The sequence below is a fragment of the Komagataeibacter europaeus genome (assembly GCF_002173515.1).
Lineage (GTDB): Bacteria > Pseudomonadota > Alphaproteobacteria > Acetobacterales > Acetobacteraceae > Komagataeibacter > Komagataeibacter europaeus.
This window is the reverse complement of record NZ_CP021467.1, coordinates 341483-359874: the sequence shown is the minus strand read 5'-3', so window position 1 is coordinate 359874 and position 18392 is coordinate 341483. Positions and strand designations below refer to the sequence as shown.

Sequence of the window (18392 nt, the reverse complement as noted above, 5' to 3'; positions counted from 1 at the left end):
CATGCAGGCCGGGGCATTATGGGAACATGCCGCCCTATTCCGGTGCGGACGCGGTTTTTGCCTTCGCCACATCCGCAGCACTCACCGTTGTGGAAGACCGGGCAAAATGGTGCATGACGAAATTGGCGATATCCGCCACATCCTGATCGGAATACCCACCATGGAACGCGGGCATCGCGGCGGTGCCAGTCGCCGTCTGCAATGCACTGCCATGAGTCAGGACCTGCAGCAGGTTCTGCCCGTTCGCGGCCCCCAGCGTCGTACGTGCCCCGGCGATGGAGGCTACCGGGTTCTGTCGCCCGCTCCCATCAGGCAGGTGGCATCCGGCACACGCCCCCGCATACAGCATGGCGCCATGGCTGTCTGCCTGATCGTGGGTGGCTGTCGGTTGTGTGACGGCAGGCGGCGCGCCATCCGTGGAAGACCGCGCGGGAATGTCGCGCAGGTATTCAACCATGGCATCGATATCCTGACGGGTCAGGAAACGCAGGCTGTGGCTGACAACATCCCCCATGTCACCCGATGCGCTGCCATGGCCATCCGCATGGCCGGTGGACAGATAGGTGGCCAGGTCATCAGCGCTCCATGCGCCAATCCCGTCGGTTTTCGAGGACGTGATGTTATACGCCCGCCATCCCCCCACATCCGCCCCGGCATAGGCATTGGTGGCGGACACACCCATGGTGAACGTACGCGGTGAATGACATTCCGCGCAGTGTCCCGGCCCCTCGACCAGATACCGGCCGCGGTTCCACGATGGGGTGTGGGCAGGATCATCAGGGTGGGAGGATGCCGGTCCGTTGACCAGATTCCAGAAAATCATGGCTGAACGGATCGAAAACGGGAATTTCAGGGTATTTTCCGGCGGCCGCGCGGCACTGCTCGGCAGGGTCGCCAGATAGGCGCGGATGGCCTTGACCTCGTCTGGCGTCATATACGCGTAATCACGGTAGGGCATGGCCGGGTACAGGTGTTTCCACCCCGGCGAAACCCCGTCACGGACCGCCTTGACGAACTGGTCATCCGTCCACGCGCCGATACCTGCCTGCCGGTCCGCCGTGATGTTGGGGGAATAGATCACCCCCATGCCGGGAATGGCAAACGCACGCCCACCTGCGAATGGCGTGCCACCGGGGCGGGTATGGCAGACCTCGCAATCGGCCGCGCGGGTCAGGTACTGCCCATCAGGGGCATCGGCCGCCTGCGCCCCATGGATGCCCGTGCTGGCCAGAAGCGCGAACAGCATGCCGGTGATGCGGCCAAGGCCACGTTCTGTCATGGTCATCCCTGCTGCTCCTTCTCATGGCCAGAAGGCTGGTTAAGGGGGGAAAGCAGCGGCAAAAAGCGGTAACGCCGTTTCTGGACCGCCGCCATGGCGTTGGCCAGCGCGGGGGCGGCGGCGGCGGTGCCTGTCTCCCCTATGCCACCGGGGGATTCCGTACTCTCGATCAGATGGACATCGATCCGCCCGGGGGCCTCGTTCATGCGCATGACGCGCCATGTATGGAAATTGTCCTGCTGCACGCGCCCTTTTTCCAAGGTAATCTCGTTATACAATGCGGCACTGAAACCAAAGATCAGCCCGCCTTCGATCTGTGCCGCAATCTGGTCGGGATTGATGACCTGCCCGCAATCCACGGCGCAGGTCACGCGCCGGATGCGGACATCGTGCGGACCGGCCATTTCGATTTCAGCAACCGTGGCCAGGTACGACCCAAAGGCAAACTGCAGCGCGACCCCGCGCCCGCAATTAGGCGGCAGCGGCGTGCCCCAGCCGGATTCACGCGCCACGCGTTCCAGCACCGCAAGGGCGCGCGGGTTGTTGCGCACCATTTCACGGCGATAGGCCACGGGGTCGACGCCCGCGCGCTGCGCCAGTTCGTCAATGAATCCCTCCACCACGAACAGTCCACGCGTGCCACCCACCCCGCGCCACCATGCGGTAATCACACCGGGAGGTTCACGCCGTGCGAATTCCAGGCGATAGGCCGGATAGGTATAGGGCGTGATGACAGTGCCGACCGAAAGGTCATCATCATACCCGTTGGCACCCAGGCCAGAGGGTTCCCATCGCGCCACCACGGCAGGACCGACGATGCGATGCGTCAGGCCGGTGATATAGCCACGTTCGTCCAGTCCCGCTTCCAGATGGTCCAGATAGGCGGGACGGAAACGGTCACGGGTAATATCTTCCTCCCGGCTCCAGATGATCTTGAGCGGATGGGAAACCTGTCGCCCGAAGCGGGCGGCCTGCGTCACATATTCATGTTCCAGCCTGCGCCCGAAGCCGCCACCGATATACTGACTGTGCAGCCTGATCCTGTCCTTGGGCAGGCCGGTGACTTCCGCCGTGGTATCACGCGCGCGTTCAGCCACCTGCGTGCCGGTCCATATGTCGCAGCCATCGGGGCGGACATGGATGGTGCAGTTGATCGGCTCCATCGTAGCATGGGCCAGCAGGGGCTGGCGATAGGTCGCGCTGTACCGCCCATGTGCCTGGGTTATGGCCTGCTGTGCATCACCATGATGGTCCGCCAGGATGGCGGAACCGGACAGGCCGCCTTCCAACTGCCGATAGATTGCCTGCGTATCGACCGTGGCGTTCGGTCCTTCGACCCACTGCACATCCAGCGCCGCCAGTCCCTTGCGCGCAGCCCAGTAGTGGTCGGCCACAACGCAGACCGCATCATCAATCTGCAATACGGCAACCACACCACGTATCTTCAACGCCGCCTGTGTATCGACATGGCCAACGTGCCCACCGATCACGGGACAGGCCGCCACCGCGCCGACCTTCTGGCCGGGCACCTGCACGTCAATGCCGAACGTGGCCTGCCCGTCCACCTTCACCTGACTGTCCAGCCGGTGCATCGGGCGGCCGATCAGGCGGAACTGTGCCGGGATTTTCAGAACAACATCCTTCGGCACCGGCAGGTTCGCCGCATCCGCCGCAAGTTCGCCATAGGACAGGCGCTGCCCGGTGGGGCCGAGTATATAGCCGTCCTGCGCCACACAGGCGCCCGGGGCGCACGACCAGCGTGCGGCGGCGGCCTGCTGCAGCATGGTGCGCGCCGCAGCACCTGCCTGCCGCAACGGCATCCATTCGGTCATGGAGGAGGTGGACCCGCCGGTAATCTCGGCCCCGCCACCGGGCGGTGCGGCCTCGATCTGGACGGACTGGGGATCAATGCCCAGTTCCTCGGCCATCAGCATGACGGAGGATGTATAGATCCCCTGCCCCATCTCGATATTGGGCAGGATCATCGTAACGATATTGTCACTGCCGATCCGGATATAGGCATTGGGGGCGAAGCTGGCGGTTGCATCTTCCACCAGCATGCCCGCGCCACGGCTGCGCCCGGCGGGCAGGATGGCGGCCAGCACGAAGGCCCCTGCCCCGCCCAGAACCTGCCTGCGCCGGAGTGCCGGGAAAGAAATGCGTTTCGACGTCATGGGGTTGCCCCCTGGGCTGCGGCGACATTACGGATGGCGGCACGGATACGCATGTAGGTTCCACACCGGCACAGGTTGCCCGACATGCCCGCCTCGATCTGTTCATCAGTGGGATTGGGAATTTTTTTCAGCAGGGCGATCGCAGCCATGATCTGCCCGGGCTGGCAGTAGCCGCACTGCACCACGTCAATATCCAGCCAGGCCTTGCGCACGGCTGCGGCAACGGGATCCGCCTGCAGCCCCTCGATCGTGATTATGGCTTTCCGGGGCCCGATCAGTCCCACCGGCAGGGAGCATGACCGCACGGGCCTGCCATCGACATGCACGGTGCATACGCCACATTCCGCAATGCCACAGCCATATTTGGTCCCGGTCATGCCCAGCACGTCACGCAGCACCCACAGCAAAGGCGTATCGGGGTCGACGTCCACCTCGACACTTTTGCCATTAATCTGCAATATCAGCATGATATTCCTGTTCTGAGTGAATATGCCCCGCCTGCCGCGGTCTATTGATTTCGTGTTTGACTGTATCGCGGTTCCGTAACAAGTTCAATCAGCAGGTATATTCCCGACGGAATACAGTGATACCGTCATCCTTTTGTCGGCAGCACAAAGTATTCCGCCAGAAACATTACTGTCAGGCAATCTGGCAGCCATATTCATGGCGGGAAAATACGGGTTCCCGGGTACCGGCGTCCGGTGACGGTATCGCCAGCGGCAACCGGTCCCGGGTTCAGGTTATCGCGCCAGCCGGTCCATGATGCGGCCCCGTATCACGGCGGCAGCAACCCCGATGCGCCAGCCAAAATGGGCGGGAATGGGACGTACTGGCGAAGCAGGCAGCAGCAGGTCCCCTGCACCGGTCCCTTCTACCCGCCGCGCGATCTCACGCCCCATCAGCGTGGCCATGGCAACCCCCCGGCCGTTATAGCCGACGCATGCCATGATCCCTTCCATCGGTTCATGCCAGTGGGGATAATGGTCCAGCGTAATGGCGATCTGTCCGTTCCACCCGTAACGCCATGTCACATCACCCAAAAACGGCCATAGCCGCCGTGCATGCTGCTGCAGGAACGGAAAGGTTTCCGGCCCGGACAGGTCGAGCGAGGCTGAACGCCCGCCAATCAGCAGTCGCCCCGCCCCATCAATCCGGTAATAGGTAACCAGCTCACCCAGTTCATACACGACTTCACGCTGCGCCAGGATGCGCGTACGTACGGATTCAGGCAGTGGGTCGGTCGCAACAATCGCGCTATAGGCCGGGACCAGCGTGCGGCGCAGCCGGTTCCACAACCGGCCCGTATAGCCATTGGTGGCGAATACGACCTGCCGCGCATGCACGCTGCCCGCCGGTGTCCTGACCTGCCATTTTCCCCCGTCCCGCCGTAGGGAAAGGACCGGGCTGTTCACATGCACAGCCGCACCGGCGTCCATCGCCGCCCGGGCCAGACCCCGTGTATAGGCCAGGGGGTTAATCTGCCCTCCACGTGCATCGATAAACCCGCCACAGTAACGGTCTGTCCCGGTGTGCCGGGCAATATCACCCTGATCGAGCCATGTGACCGGGCCACCACGTTCACGACATTCGTTGAACAGGGTCCGTTCATGGTCCAGCTGGCCCGATGCCGTCGCGGCCCGGATCGTGCCGCCACGCGCCGCGTCACACTCAATGCCATGCCGTTCGATCAGGTCGAAAACCAGATCGGGCGCATTCCATGCCGCTTCAACCAGGGCACGACCGCGCGCACCCATGTCACGTTCGACCTCGGCAGGGGTATATTTGAGGCCGGGATTGACCTGCCCCCCGTTACGCCCAGATGCCCCCCAGCCAATGGCGTTCGCTTCCAGCACCATGGCCTTGTGCCCTGCCTGCGCAAGATGCAGGGCAGCCGACAGGCCGGTAATGCCGCCACCGATGATCACGGTATCGGTCACCTGCGCCGATGTCAGGACAGGCGCATCCGGGCCGGGCGGGGTGATGGCCGCGTACAGGCTGGGAGGAAGGGATTTGATGGAAGATGAAACCATGGAAAACGGGTACTCCAGCATAATCCGGCCAGGCCGGCATCAGGACATCATGACAACCGGGCAGGATCACCACGCAGGGTTGTGCCGGATGCATCATTCCGTTCAGCCTGACATTGGGCCATCCGGCGCCGCGTCCGATATCCCACGGACAGGTATTCCACAACGATGATCAGGCCCAGGCTGATCGTGCTCAGCACGATTTCCTGACGTGTATGATCCGTTGCAAAAAACATTGTGACAAGCGCGCCAAGCAGGCAGGCCAGCATACCATAGGACAGAAACGGAAACCCCCACATGGGCAGGGACACCGTTTCACCATTACGCAGGCAGGCGCGCCGCAGGCGGATATGGGCCAGCACGATCAGCACATAGTCAAACAGGATGAAGGTGCCGCTTGCACTGACCAGGAAGCTGAATACCCGCCCCGGCGCCAGCATGCCGATGACAGCGATAATGACCGCAACCGCACTGCCGCACAGAATGGCGCACGCGGGCGTACCCTGCCCGTCCCGCTGCAGGAACATGCGCGGCGCGTCATGGTTTTCCGCCAGGTCGCACAGGACCCGCGAGGTAATATAGATCCCGGAATTCAGGGCGGACAGCGTGGCGATCAGCATGACGGCGGTCATCAGGGCACGCGCAAACGGAATGCCGATATAATCCAGCGTGGCCAGGAAGGGCGAAGAACCCGGCACGACGCGCGACAGCGGAAGCAGCAGCAGGATCAACCCGATGGATGCCAGATAGAAAATCATGATCCGCAGCGCCACGGTCCGTGTCGAACGGGCGACGTTACCGGCCGGATCTGTGGTATCACATGCGGCAATACTGGTTATTTCCGCCCCGGCCATGGACATCATGATACCCGGTATCACCGCAAAAAGCGCGAATGTGCCATGCGGCACGAGACCCGCGACGGAAAACAGGCCGGACGCCACTTTCACATGCGACCAGAGCCCGAGCAGACCGGACAGGGCAAGCAGGATGAATACAATGATGGTGATGATCTTGAGGGCGGAGAACCAGTATTCGAACTCCCCATACCCACGCACGGAAAACAGGTTGACCACCGTCATGATGGCGACCGTCAGCAGTTCGATCACCAGATACGGCAAGGGCACATAGGGTGCGAGAAAGGCCGCGGCGGCAATGGCCTCGAACCCCAGGACGGTAGCCCACATGATCCAGTACAGCCATCCAGCGACAAACGCCACGCGGGGGCCGAGGCCACGCCGTATCTGGCCGACAAACGATCCCGTCCCGGGGGAAGCAACCGTCATTTCCCCCAGCATGCGGGTAATGCACATGACCATGATGCCAGACAGGAAATAGGAAAACAGCGCCCCCGCGCCCGCCGTTGCGATTGCGGTCGATGATCCGACAAACAGGCTGGCCCCGATCACGCCGCCAATGGAAATCATCGACACATGCCGGTCCTTGAGCCGTGCCGCCTGTGACGGGGCTTCAGCAGCACTGTTGTGTGGGGGAATCCGGCTCATATGCTTCTCCTGCCCTGACACTGCACATTCCGTATGGCGCAGGAATCATGAGTTACAATACACGTCACCCCCACCAACCCGCTCCCATGCGCCATGCGCAGGGAAAATATGGGGGCTGTATCCGGTTGGTTTATCCTTTCACAACCAGTTTCATTTATTGTCTATTTCACGCTTATCAAGCGCAAGGTCATAGGCATGAATGACCGTTGCCGCCTGCGGACAGGCATGAATGACCTCACGCACCACATCAAGCCGGTAGGATTGCAGGCTGTAGTTACGGAACGGCGCCTGTCGCAACCGCGCCACCTCGGCTGTGGTATAGGGGGGCGCGCCCGCAGGCACGCTATCGCCCCCCAGGCCAAACGCAACATAATTCATGAGATCGGCAAGATCGGCCGAAGACAGCGGGGAAAACGCAACATTGGGCAGATGGATCATGTATTCGCGCCCCTTGGGCGAACACAGGAAATATCCGGCCTGTCCCTTCAGATCAGGTACGACATCAGATGCCGATACCCCCGTTATGCCATGGCAGCCGCCACAACCGACCAGATAATGCGCCCTGACCTGTGACAGCACAGGTCCATTCTCCCCTGCCGGATGCGCATTCCCGCCATCGGCATGGGCGGTCAGGGGTAACGCGGCACTGAATGCCAGGATGGTAGCGACAGACATTGCAATCGGCAAAAACCATGGACCGGGCCGTTCCCTACGCATCTGCATAACCGTTTTCTGTACTTATTCAGCCTGCCCGACTATGGCAGCGGTAGAACAATGATAGGCGGCGGAGGTCGTACCGAAACACCAGATGATGTCATTGCTGGTCTGTGGTCGGTAAATCGGCATTTCGCGGTCTGCCGTATTGCATTCGCAATCCGATGACGTGGTACAGGTGGTACGCCCGCAGCAATCACGATAGGCGATGACATACGAACGCCCGTCATCCGGATTACGACAGGTGCCGATCCACGATACCGGCGAAGGCTGCGTGCCCGGCGGGCAGGTATGGATACCACCGCCACAGCACCCGCACAGCACGCCGTCAATCGCGCAATGCCGCCAGTAATTGCATTTTGTGGGATCGGATGACTGGGCGCGCCGTTCAAAATCGGACAATGTCGTCACATCCGCCGGCCTGGGTGCGGCACTTCCCGCCGCGGCCCTGGCGCGCTGTACCGGCAGAAGCGGGAAAACACCACCGGCGACCATGGCCGTCCCCACCCGTCCCAGCACACCACGGCGCGAGGATGATGAAGCCAGCTTACGGGTTAACTGTTCCCCTATCTGCTCCAGAAATGATGGTTTCATCCGATAGATCCCTTAAACTTTCCAGTCGCTTTTGGAACATTCACATACAGAAGACGGGTCGCCGGTTACGGCTGCGGCACAATTGAAATGCCACTGGCTTTTGCCTCAACCGTTTTTTCAACCTGACCGGTTGTGGCAGACAAAATGGCCATCTTCTTGGATGCCAGCATGGCATATATCTGTGGATTGGCTGTATCGGGGCTGACTGTAATGCCCTTGGCGGGCGAAGGCAGGTCAATACGCTGCAACAGATGCTGGGTCGTGACATCATAGACCCAGACCTCGGTCCCTTCCTGCTTGTGGGTCCAGTATCCCCCCACATGCATCAGGACATACAGCCTGTTGTCTGCTTCATGCCATGCAAATGGCTGGTCTCCACCCGGACGCCATGCCTGTTCCTGCTGTCCCGTACCGGCTGCGGACTGGCCTGCTGCAGCCTGTAGCGACCAGGTTTTGCCCATGACGGGCGTTGCCCCCAATGTGACGGGATAAACCTGTCCGGTATAGCTTATGAACAGGGCCTTGCCCGTCTTGCGATCAACCTGGCTCTGTTCAAATACGGGATCGCGGTTGGCATCGAAAAACGGCTTGCTGTGGGTGACGTTTACGTTATTGCCCGCCAGCGCCACGTTGGTCAGGGATCCGTCACCGCAGATGGTGGAAAAACCATCATGCGCCCAGGGGAAGATCAATGCGCAACCGGGTATGTCAACCGTCCGGGCTGCCTTGTGTTCATGCAGGTCAACCACGGTGACGCCAGTCGCGGGACTCATGTCGAATACGAATGCCCAGTGGCCATCCTGACTGAGTTCCAGGTTCTGCTGCTTGAATACCGCCAGACCACGGGGCGGCAGTTCAATTTCATGTGTCAGGTCAAGGGTATGTGCGTCATAGTCCCGCAGGAAATCTTCCCGCGTGCCATGATCTCCCCGGCTCCACATGGTTACGGCGACGTAAATATCCTTACGGTCGGGGGCAATGGCGATATTATCGACCATCTCGGCAGGGAGCGTGCCCAGTATCCGTCCCTTGTCCCCGTCATACAGGGTAAAGGACTGTTCCCCCGTGGCCACCAGAACCGAATGGTCGCCCATTGGGGGAAGGCTGGCCACGTCGCTCTGTTCCGGCTGAAGAACGGGAGGGATGGCTTTCGCCATATCCCCCACCGATACCCCCATTCCGATAACGCTGGCCAGCAGCAGGTACCTGGGTCTGGAAAAACACGTCATTGCCCTGGCTATCCTTTCACGACAGCGAACAGGCAGCCGGGAAAGACCGACGCATTCCGCACCCTTCCATTACCCGGCCCCGCTGTATTTTGTTAGGTCAAATATCAGTATTCAGCCTTGATCGTGCCAAAGTATTCACGCACGGCACCACGTTCGATGGACTGCATGTCCCCACTGGCCGGGAAACCATTTTCGCCCATCATGGAGATGTACTTGGCGTTGAACAGGTTGTAGACAGTGAAGCTGGCGGTCACGTTATGCAGGAAGCCAACCTTGCCGAAATGATAGCTCGCCCCCAGGTTTGCCAGCCAGTATGCGGGCACGTGGGTATCGTTCAGCAGCGAATACTGTCGTTTGGAGTAGTAGTTCACATCCAGGTAGGCAGAAGCCTTATGCCAGGTATAGGACAGGTTCGCCTTATACATGACCGACGGGTAGCCATCCATTTTCTTGCCGCGCAGGTTGTAGCACCCTGTTGTGGCAGACGTCAGGCAGATCGGTACATTGGCCGCATAGGCAAAGTGGTTGTAACTGACCGAGTTGGTGATCGCCAGTCCCTTGACAGGGGTAACCGTCAGCACCGCATCCATGCCCCACTGGCTGGCATGCTTGGAATTGATGAAGGAAGCCGACTGGTCACCGCCACCGATGCCGCTTGCCGCGGAAATCAGGCGATTATAGTTGTCGGAATGGTAACCATCGATCCCGGCCGTCAGCAGGCGTGACGAATAACGATAACCCAGCACATAGGTAAAATCGCGTTCCGGGGTCAGCGTCTTCTTCAACTGGTTGAACTGCGACTGCGTCTGGACCATCCACGGCCCCGGCTCATTCGCGCTGGCATAGGGGGATGCACTGTAGGGGCGCATGTTTTCTGCAAAATCGAAATACAGTTCATGACCCGGCAGGAAACGCCAGTCCAGGTTTACCGCAGGCAGGAATGCCGCGGCGGATGTCATCGAACCCGTGGGCCCCGGATTGGTCAGGCCGGAATAATTCCCGGTCGGGTCATACGCATAATCCCCCCCTGCCGTGGTCTGCAGCATGGACTTGAAACCATAGGTCGCCGTAAAATTGGGCAGGATGCGCCACGTATCCATGACATGATACTGGAACGTATTGGTGCTCCACTTGTATGCCCAACCGGTCGCGAACGCCTGACCATAGGTGGTATAGGGACCAGTCGTGGTCAGCGGCGCACCATGTCCCAGCGCAGGCTCATTGAAGTAATCAGTCAATGCGGAACTGGAGTTGTTTTCATACCATGCACCTGTATTGATGGTATGATTGCCGATCTTGTATTCGAAATAGGTATTGAAGCCCTCGCGCATCTCGCGATTCATCCAGACCTGTTCGGACAGAGGCGCGCCCGTTCCGGGAGAGTATGTGCCTGGCGCGCTGTATGTTGCGTTGGAAAGGTCACGATGCGCATAAAGCGTCGTCTTCCAACGCAGGTTATTGGCCAGCTTCAGGTCGAAATTGATGCCACCGATATAATCCTGCGTGGACTGCCCGGCATCATAAAGCTGGGTATAGTTGCCGCTTGTCAGCGAATTCCAGCCAGAAGGATAATTCCCCTCCGCATAGCTGTAGGCCTGCGCATAGTTGGGATACAACAACTCCTGCCGCCAGCCATACTTCTGCAGCGATCCCAACGATTTATCCAGATAGCCGTAAACTTCGGCATTGTTCCAGTTAAAGAATGCGGTCATCTTGCTTTCCTCGCCAATCGGCTGGACAAGCTTCGCATTCACCTGCTGCATGAAATCAGGGCTATCTGCGTCATATTTCTTTTCGAAATCACGCGAATATGCCACATAGAAACGGGTTCCGGTCTTGTTCAGCTTGCCGCTGTCCACCCGGACATAGGTGCGCTTCATCGCATAGCTGCCGAAGCCCTGCGAGACGGTGGCACCAGCCTTTTCCTTGGGATCCGCAGTAAAGAACTGCATCGTCCCGCCAAGATTGGTATTGGATGGCAGGTCAACCGCCCCGGCCCCCTGCGAAACGCTGACCCGGCCGATATCGTCGGATATCCACGCATTCGCAATATTCAGGCCGTTGGTCGTGGTATAGGTCTGATCATTCAGCGGCACGCCATCAAGCGTCACGCCCAACTGGTTCATGAAGAAACCGCGCATGTAAACGCTGGCGCCCCAGGTATCGATACCCAGCGGGTCAGTGGAACTGTAGCTGACGCCAGGCAACTGCCCAACGGCCTTCAGCACGTTCTGGCCCGGCACCTGCTGTGCCAGTTCCTTCTTGCCAATCACGTTTTCACTATTATGCGAAATGGCGCGACGGGTATGGCTGACCGTCAGGACTTCCGGCTTGCCAGCGGTCACGCGCGCATTGCTGTTGGTGGTAACGTGGACCTGCTTCGCCCCGCCCATGCTTCCCCGGATCGGATGATGCGCCGGCGTGACCGTGGAAGAACCCGTATCGGAAGAAGACTGTACGGACTGCGCCCGGGCATGATGGTCACCGCCGAAAATCAGCGCTGATGATGTCAGAAGTAAAGATATGTACCTTGGTCTCAACATCCACATCCGCTCAACTCTCCCACGCATCCCGAATTCAGGTTTCGATCAATGCCCATTTTCTATTCGGAACAATCAACGCTGCATAGGAACAATCTTTCTTTCCCATTACAATTTCGGAAGTGTAGCGATATCTGTGGCCGTAACGACACACCTGACAGTGGCCACATGGCCATTGCCACCATGCGGAGCATATCAGTTCGGTCAAAAAACGGGATCGAAATTAAAATCGATTAAAAATCAATATTGTATTGTATATATTCAATTGCATCACACTGATCGAATGTGACTGGAACGTGTTATATCATGCATGCCGGATCTCCATCCGCGCGGGATGCGTCATCGGGCGCAACCTGTGTTAAACATGCAACACACCCCCGTTAAAAAAATCAGTGCCCCCTGCAAGCAATTGACTTGCCCAATACTAGCCCGTTTACGCCAACGGCTCTGTTATATTGTAGCGCATGCATTACAATATATTTCTTAACTGTATTAATTTATTGAAATGTAATTACATTTACTTTTTATTTTGTGTATTAAATATAAATATTAATTCTTGTTGCCAAACGGAACAAAAAAGAAGACAGCCGGACTTCATGAAGCCCGGCTGTATCATATCAGGCCGGTGCGCCCGGCAATGGCAGTTCGCCAGTTAGAAACTGCGCGCGGCCAAGGCCAAAGCTCCAGTGTTCATCCTGATTTTCAATAATGGAGACCATCAGGTCGGATGGCGCCAGGCCACAGCGGGCCTGCAGTGTTTCCGCCAGCAATTTATAGAACGCGGCAATCTGTTCCTTGCCACGCGGGCGGGAAACGACCTGCAGCAGCACGACCTTGGGCGTACGGGGAATATCCAGCCCCGTATCCTCGATCACCATATGGGTCGGTTCATGCTCGGATACCAACTGGTAGCGATCACGCGCCGGTACCTTGAAGGCTTCCAGCATGGCATCGTGCGCCGCGTCCAGCAGGCTGCGCAGTTCGGCCGGGTTTCGCTGACCCTTCACAACGTGGAAATGCAGCAAAGGCATGATATTTTCCTTTTTCTATCTGAAACCAGTTACTCAGCCCACCTGGGTAATGAGCTTGCGCAGTGTCGAAACCATGTCACGCAGTTCCTGCGCGGTAGAGATGAACGGGGGACCGAACGACACCGTATCACCCGTGCAGCGCAGCAGCAGTCCGTTGCGCAGGCCTGCTTCAAACAGCGCCAGTCCACGCGCACCGGGCTTGCCGTCCACCGGCTTGAAGTCAATGCCCGCCGTCAGCCCGATATTACGGATATCGGCAATGACATCCAGGTCCTTCAGGCTGTGTATGGCGTCCTCCAGCACGGGTTCAAGTTCACGCACCCGGGCAACCAGACCTTCCTCGCGCATGACATCCAGCACCACATGCCCTACGGCCGCCGCCATGGGGTGACCGGAATAGGTATAGCCATGACAGAACTCGATGGCATTTTCCGGGCCGGTCATGAAAGTATTGTAGATTTCGTCGGTAACGATCACGCCACCCATCGGCACGATACCGTTGGTGACCGCCTTGGCAAAGGTGATGATATCCGGCGTCACGCCAAAACGCTGGGCACCGAAATTTTCGCCCATGCGGCCAAATCCGGTAATGACTTCATCAAAAATCAGCAGGATGCCATTGGCCGTGCAGATTTCACGCAGGCGCTGCAGGTAGCCGACCGGCGGCACGATCACGCCCGTTGATCCCTGTACCGGTTCGACAATGACCGCCGCGATGGTGGATGCATCATGCAGGGTCACCAGCCGGACCAGATCTTCCGCCCGATGCGTGCCCCATGTCGGCTGCCCGCGGGTAAAGGCCATGTGCTGCGGTTCATAGGTATGGCGCAGATGGTCGACACCCGGCATCATGCCTGCGGCAAACATCTTGCGGTTGGACACGATGCCACCCACGGACATGCCGCCAAAGCCCACGCCATGATACCCGCGTTCGCGCCCGATCATGCGGAAACGGTTACCCGCGCCCTTGATCCGGTGATAGCCCAGCGCAACCTTAAGTGCCGTATCCACCGCTTCCGATCCGGAATTGGCGAAAAAGACGTGATTCATCTCCTGCGGGGCAAGATCGGCAATCCGTTCGGCCAGCGAAATGGCGCCGGGATGGGTCAGTTGGAAACATGGCGCGAAATCCAGTGTCTCGGCCTGCTTGCGCACGGCTTCGACAATGCGCGGATGGGCGTGGCCCAGCGGGGTGCACCACAGACCCGAAAGGGTATCAAAAACCTTGTTACCTTCGCTGGTGGTGTAATATGCCCCCTTGGCGCTGACCAGCGTACGCGCTTCCATATCGGCGCGCAGCAGGCGGTTGGCGGTAAAAGGTTGCCAGTAAACCCCTTCACGCTCGTTACGGAGGAGATCCGCTTTTTCTGAATCCTGAGCCATATTACAATCCTGTTACCGAAATACGCCCCCAATCCCTGGTGCGGAGACGATTCATTCCATAAACGTAATACCCAACCGACATCCTGTATATGTACAATCAGCCGACACATCATGAAACTGTACTGATTGGGAACACATCCACCATGACTTCCTCATCTCCCTTTCCCAATCCGGACCGGCGCAACCCCAAGCCCCTGGTCGGCCAGATCGGGCAGGATATTGAAGACCGTATCCGCAGCGGCGTGCTACGTCGGGGGGAACGCCTGCCCTCCATCCGGCGCATGGCACGACAATGCGGGGTCAGCACCATTACGGTCGCCAATACCTATCTGCGCCTGGCGACTGCGGGGCTACTGGAAAGTCGTGGCACCCGGGGGTATTTCGTCACGGGGCCGACACCCGAGACACCGATGCTACAGCGGTCGATTGATTCGATGTGGCTGCTCCAGCATGCGTATGAGGACGAGGCCCCGGTCATCAAGGCCGGATGCGGCTGGCTTCCGTCTGACATGCTGTTTACATCGGCGGCCCAGCGTGCGCTGACGGGGCTGTCCGCACAGAAACTGGCGAGCATGCTGGAATATGGCAATCCCTACGGCCATGCCGGGTTGCGGCACAACATCCGGCAGATGCTGGCGCGTCGGGACATCGGGTGCGAGGAAAGCAGCATCATCCTGACACATGGGGCAAGCCAGGCGCTGGAACTGGCGGTCCGCTGTCTTTCGACACGGGGCGATACGATCCTGGTGGAAGACCCGGGTTACTGCAATCTCTATCCGGCGCTACAGGCGCTGGGACTGCAGATCGCCAGCATTCCGCGCCTGCGTGACGGCCCCTGCCCCGAACAGCTTGAACGGATCATACGCCAGTACCAGCCGCGCCTGTTCATCACCACATCCATCCTGCACAACCCCACCGGCACCTGCAGCACGGCGCAGAACATGCACGATGTCCTGCGTATTGCCCGGCAGAATAACGTGACAGTGATCGAAGATGATATCTTCCTTGACCTTGCCCCAAACGGGCAGCAGACGCTTTCACAACTGGGCGGCCTGAAGACGGTCATCCATATCGGCAGTTTTTCCAAAACCATTGGGCCGGGACTGCGCGTAGGCTATGTCGCATGTGACCCGGATACCGCACAGCGTATCCTGCGTCAGAAAATGGCCAGCAACCTGACCACGGCCCCCCTGAACGAGGAAATTGTCCATAACATCGTCAGCAGCGGACTTTACCATCCGCATCTGGCACATCTGCGTGAAAGCCTGATGCGGGCGCAGGCACGCGTCTGTGCCAGACTGGAACAGGTCGGCATGCAGCTTTACTTCCATCCTGCAGGCGGGATGTTTGCATGGGCACGCTTCCGGGAGGATATGGATGTGCGCGCCCTGGCGGAACGGGCATGTTCATATGACATCATGCTTGCCCCCGGCCATCTGTTCCGCCCCGATGAACAGCCATCGCAATGGTTCCGGTTCAATGTGGCGCATGCGGATAATCCGCGTCTTTTTGCCTTTCTTGAAAATATAAAAAATTAATGGCGTAAATTAATTAATAATCAGGATGACCGATAATGTGCCGTTTTGCATGCGGGATTTCCTGGCCAGCCCTTTCTGGCAGGCTGCCGTAATCTTTACCGATTGTAAAATATCATTCTGTAGGATGTGCGCACTTTGGTAAAATCTATCAGGCCCTGGAAATGTATCCCTTCAAATCCGCAGTATGCATGATTGTAAAAAATGAAGAATACCGCATAAAAGAATGGATATGCTACCATAAGGCCCTTGGCTTTGATTCCATTATTATATTCGATAACAATTCAACAGACAGAACGCGAAATGAAATTGAAAAAATTTCACGTTTCATGGATGTCAGATATCACGCATGGGAAAATAAAGAATATTTCTATCAGATAGATGCCTACAATTCATGCATTTCGACATATCGTGATGAATTCAGGTGGATTGCATTTATCGATTCTGATGAATTCATTGTTCCCAAGCATGATGAAAACATCAATCACTTTCTGCAGAAATATACCGATTATGATGCACTCGTCCTGAACTGGGCCATGTTTGGATCGTCGGGGCACATCACGCCACCAAAAAATCTGGTCATCGAGTCCTTTACCAGAAGGTCAGACGAACATTTTTTCAATGCACGCCATGTAAAGACAATACTGAACCCCGCCAGGACAAAGCATTGCATCAATCCCCATGTTTTCGAGATTGACGGCCAGACCGTCAATGTCCACCGCAAGGAACCGGAATGGGAAAAGGCGGGCATCGTCAGTTATGTTCCGATCTATGATGAGTGCCAGATCAATCATTATTATACCAAAAGCCGCGAAGAATGGATCAGGAAACTCCAGCGCGGGTATCCAGACATGGATACGTCAGCGTTCGACGATGAAAAGGTTCTGGAAGGTTTCCGCTATGCTGATCTGAATGATGTAGAAGATCTGTCAGCCTTGCGTTTCCTGAAGAAAACAAAAAATATAATTTTCTCGATCGATACACTATCTGGCCTGTTGCCAGAAATCCCATGACCCTGTCCACTCGGCCCGACATGATGTTTCCCGCATATGATATGCCTTCTGGTACCTGTCTGTTGATGGATTTCCATGGGCATATATTATCTGTGTCCATGGACGGGCATGTGCAGGCCACATCTATCCTTTCCCACTCTACCCCGCTTTTATTTGATCTCCGCCATTCATGCCTGAAATTTCAGGCTGAGAAAGTGTGTCTTTATACAAAAGAAGATCGTATTTTTATTGCACCGCGGGATATGTCCTGCCTTCAGATTCAGCAGGAAGGCCATTTCATCTTTCTGTCCAATGGCCCAACCTACATATCATCCAATCCCGACGGTAGGGTGGACCTGAAAAACAACCGGGAAAACTGGGAAAAATTCTTCCTGCTTCCATATGATGGATTTGCTTTCCTGAGATGCATGATGGAAAACGGTTTCCATTCCGGATCGCTGGGACAGTTTTTCAATGCGAGAAAATGTATAGTAAAAAAATTCCATGTCCGGTATGCGGATATAAGCTTCAGCCTTGAACAGAATTCACATATATCATTTCGTGATAGCACCATATCCTATGGAAATATCAGTATCGATCAGATAACCGTTCTGAATCCTGCAATATATTTTTGCGTATTCGGGAAACGTGAATTTCTTGATATGTTTATACTATGTGCACGATCGATCATGAAACGATCCAATGTGAATTTTACATTCATCATCATAACCGATCTCGATATTGACGATGTGATGGAAGCCACCGCATTCATCATCAAGAAAAAAATAATCCCGGCGCATTTCCTGTCAAAGATGGAATATCTGTACGCACGCTTTACAATCACGCGCTTTGACAAGCTTTCTTCCTATCAACCGGTTATCTATTCCGACATCGACGTTATATGTAATGCCTCCCTTAAATCACTTGTTGAAACAGCCCTGTTGAATGAGAATATCCTGGTGAATACGGAACAGGGAAAGGAAGGACAGGACATCTGGTTTGGTGGAGAATTCATTTCCACTGATCCATATCTTGAAGACAGGCAGGCATTATCTGTCAATTCCGGTCTTTTTTGTTTCAACAATATCCGGTCCGTAATTCCCCTGTTTCAGACAACCCTCAGGATCTGCCATGCAGCCTACACGAAATGGGGACACGACCTGAAAGCTTATGACCAGCCATGTTTCAATTATGCGTTGAAAAAAATGGGACGTTTTGACCTGACATCTCTTTCGGCATATGTCGTCAATTTCTCTGATGGCAATTTTGATGCCATGGAAGCTCGTGGCCTGGCCCATTTTTGTGGGGGGGTCGGTGTCTTTTCATCCAAATATAAGCTAATGTCCGAATACGCGAAATATCTGGAAATATCATAAGAAAATAGGGAAAATA

At 56.9% G+C, this 18392-nt stretch carries 14 protein-coding genes; 3 read left to right on the top strand and 11 right to left on the bottom strand.

The features are described 5' to 3' along the window. Nucleotides 1–34 precede the first annotated feature (34 nt). The 11 genes from S101446_RS01570 to S101446_RS01520 form a co-directional block, all read right to left on the bottom strand. Entirely contained in the window at nt 35–1285 is a 1251-nt protein-coding gene (locus S101446_RS01570; RefSeq protein WP_087607390.1) for a c-type cytochrome, read from the bottom strand. Further along, entirely contained in the window at nt 1282–3453 is a 2172-nt protein-coding gene (locus S101446_RS01565; RefSeq protein WP_087607389.1) for a molybdopterin cofactor-binding domain-containing protein, read from the bottom strand. Before S101446_RS01565 ends, S101446_RS01570 begins: the two co-directional genes overlap by 4 nt. Then, nucleotides 3450–3920: a (2Fe-2S)-binding protein gene (locus S101446_RS01560; RefSeq protein ID WP_087607388.1), complete on the bottom strand. Its 471-nt coding sequence runs from the start codon at nt 3918–3920 to the stop codon at nt 3450–3452. The genes S101446_RS01565 and S101446_RS01560 overlap by 4 nt, the downstream gene beginning before the upstream one ends. 273 nt (nt 3921–4193) lie before the next feature. After that, on the bottom strand, nt 4194–5483 hold the full coding sequence (locus tag S101446_RS01555) for an NAD(P)/FAD-dependent oxidoreductase (RefSeq protein WP_244184371.1): 1290 nt from the start codon (nt 5481–5483) through the stop codon (nt 4194–4196). A 47-nt stretch (nt 5484–5530) separates the two neighbouring features. Continuing rightward, nucleotides 5531–6982: an amino acid permease gene (locus S101446_RS01550; RefSeq protein WP_087607386.1), complete on the bottom strand. Its 1452-nt coding sequence runs from the start codon at nt 6980–6982 to the stop codon at nt 5531–5533. Between the two features lie 150 nt (nt 6983–7132). Continuing rightward, nucleotides 7133–7657: a cytochrome c family protein gene (locus S101446_RS01545; RefSeq protein ID WP_244184369.1), complete on the bottom strand. Its 525-nt coding sequence runs from the start codon at nt 7655–7657 to the stop codon at nt 7133–7135. Nucleotides 7658–7720: 63 nt separating this feature from the next. Beyond that, nucleotides 7721–8290: a methylamine dehydrogenase (amicyanin) small subunit gene (gene mauA, locus S101446_RS01540; RefSeq protein WP_048852030.1), complete on the bottom strand. Its 570-nt coding sequence runs from the start codon at nt 8288–8290 to the stop codon at nt 7721–7723. 65 nt (nt 8291–8355) lie between these two features. After that, on the bottom strand, nt 8356–9519 hold the full coding sequence (locus S101446_RS01535) for an amine dehydrogenase large subunit (RefSeq protein WP_010507375.1): 1164 nt from the start codon (nt 9517–9519) through the stop codon (nt 8356–8358). 104 nt (nt 9520–9623) lie between these two features. Further along, on the bottom strand, nt 9624–11912 hold the full coding sequence (locus S101446_RS01530) for a TonB-dependent receptor (protein ID WP_087607384.1): 2289 nt from the start codon (nt 11910–11912) through the stop codon (nt 9624–9626). 764 nt (nt 11913–12676) lie between these two features. Further along, nucleotides 12677–13090 carry a tautomerase family protein gene (locus S101446_RS01525; RefSeq protein WP_048851661.1) on the bottom strand — a complete coding sequence of 138 codons (414 nt, stop codon included), beginning with the start codon at nt 13088–13090 and terminating at the stop codon, nt 12677–12679. A gap of 33 nt (nt 13091–13123) precedes the next feature. After that, complete coding sequence (locus S101446_RS01520) at nt 13124–14473, bottom strand: aspartate aminotransferase family protein (protein ID WP_087607383.1); 1350 nt, start codon at nt 14471–14473, stop codon at nt 13124–13126. 143 nt (nt 14474–14616) lie between these two features. Here S101446_RS01520 and S101446_RS01515 point away from each other — a divergent pair, with 143 nt between their 5' ends. The 3 genes from S101446_RS01515 to S101446_RS01505 all read left to right on the top strand — a co-directional run bounded on the left by S101446_RS01515 (nt 14617) and on the right by S101446_RS01505 (nt 18376). Next, the gene (locus S101446_RS01515) at nt 14617–16011 is read left to right on the top strand and encodes an aminotransferase-like domain-containing protein (protein WP_087607382.1); all 1395 of its coding nucleotides are present in this window, start codon (nt 14617–14619) and stop codon (nt 16009–16011) included. Nucleotides 16012–16199: 188 nt separating this feature from the next. After that, entirely contained in the window at nt 16200–17021 is an 822-nt protein-coding gene (locus tag S101446_RS01510; protein ID WP_232272492.1) for a glycosyltransferase family 2 protein, read from the top strand. After that, nucleotides 17018–18376, top strand: a complete 1359-nt coding sequence (locus S101446_RS01505) for a glycosyltransferase (protein WP_244184366.1) — start codon at nt 17018–17020, stop codon at nt 18374–18376. The genes S101446_RS01510 and S101446_RS01505 overlap by 4 nt, the downstream gene beginning before the upstream one ends. Nucleotides 18377–18392 lie beyond the last annotated feature (16 nt).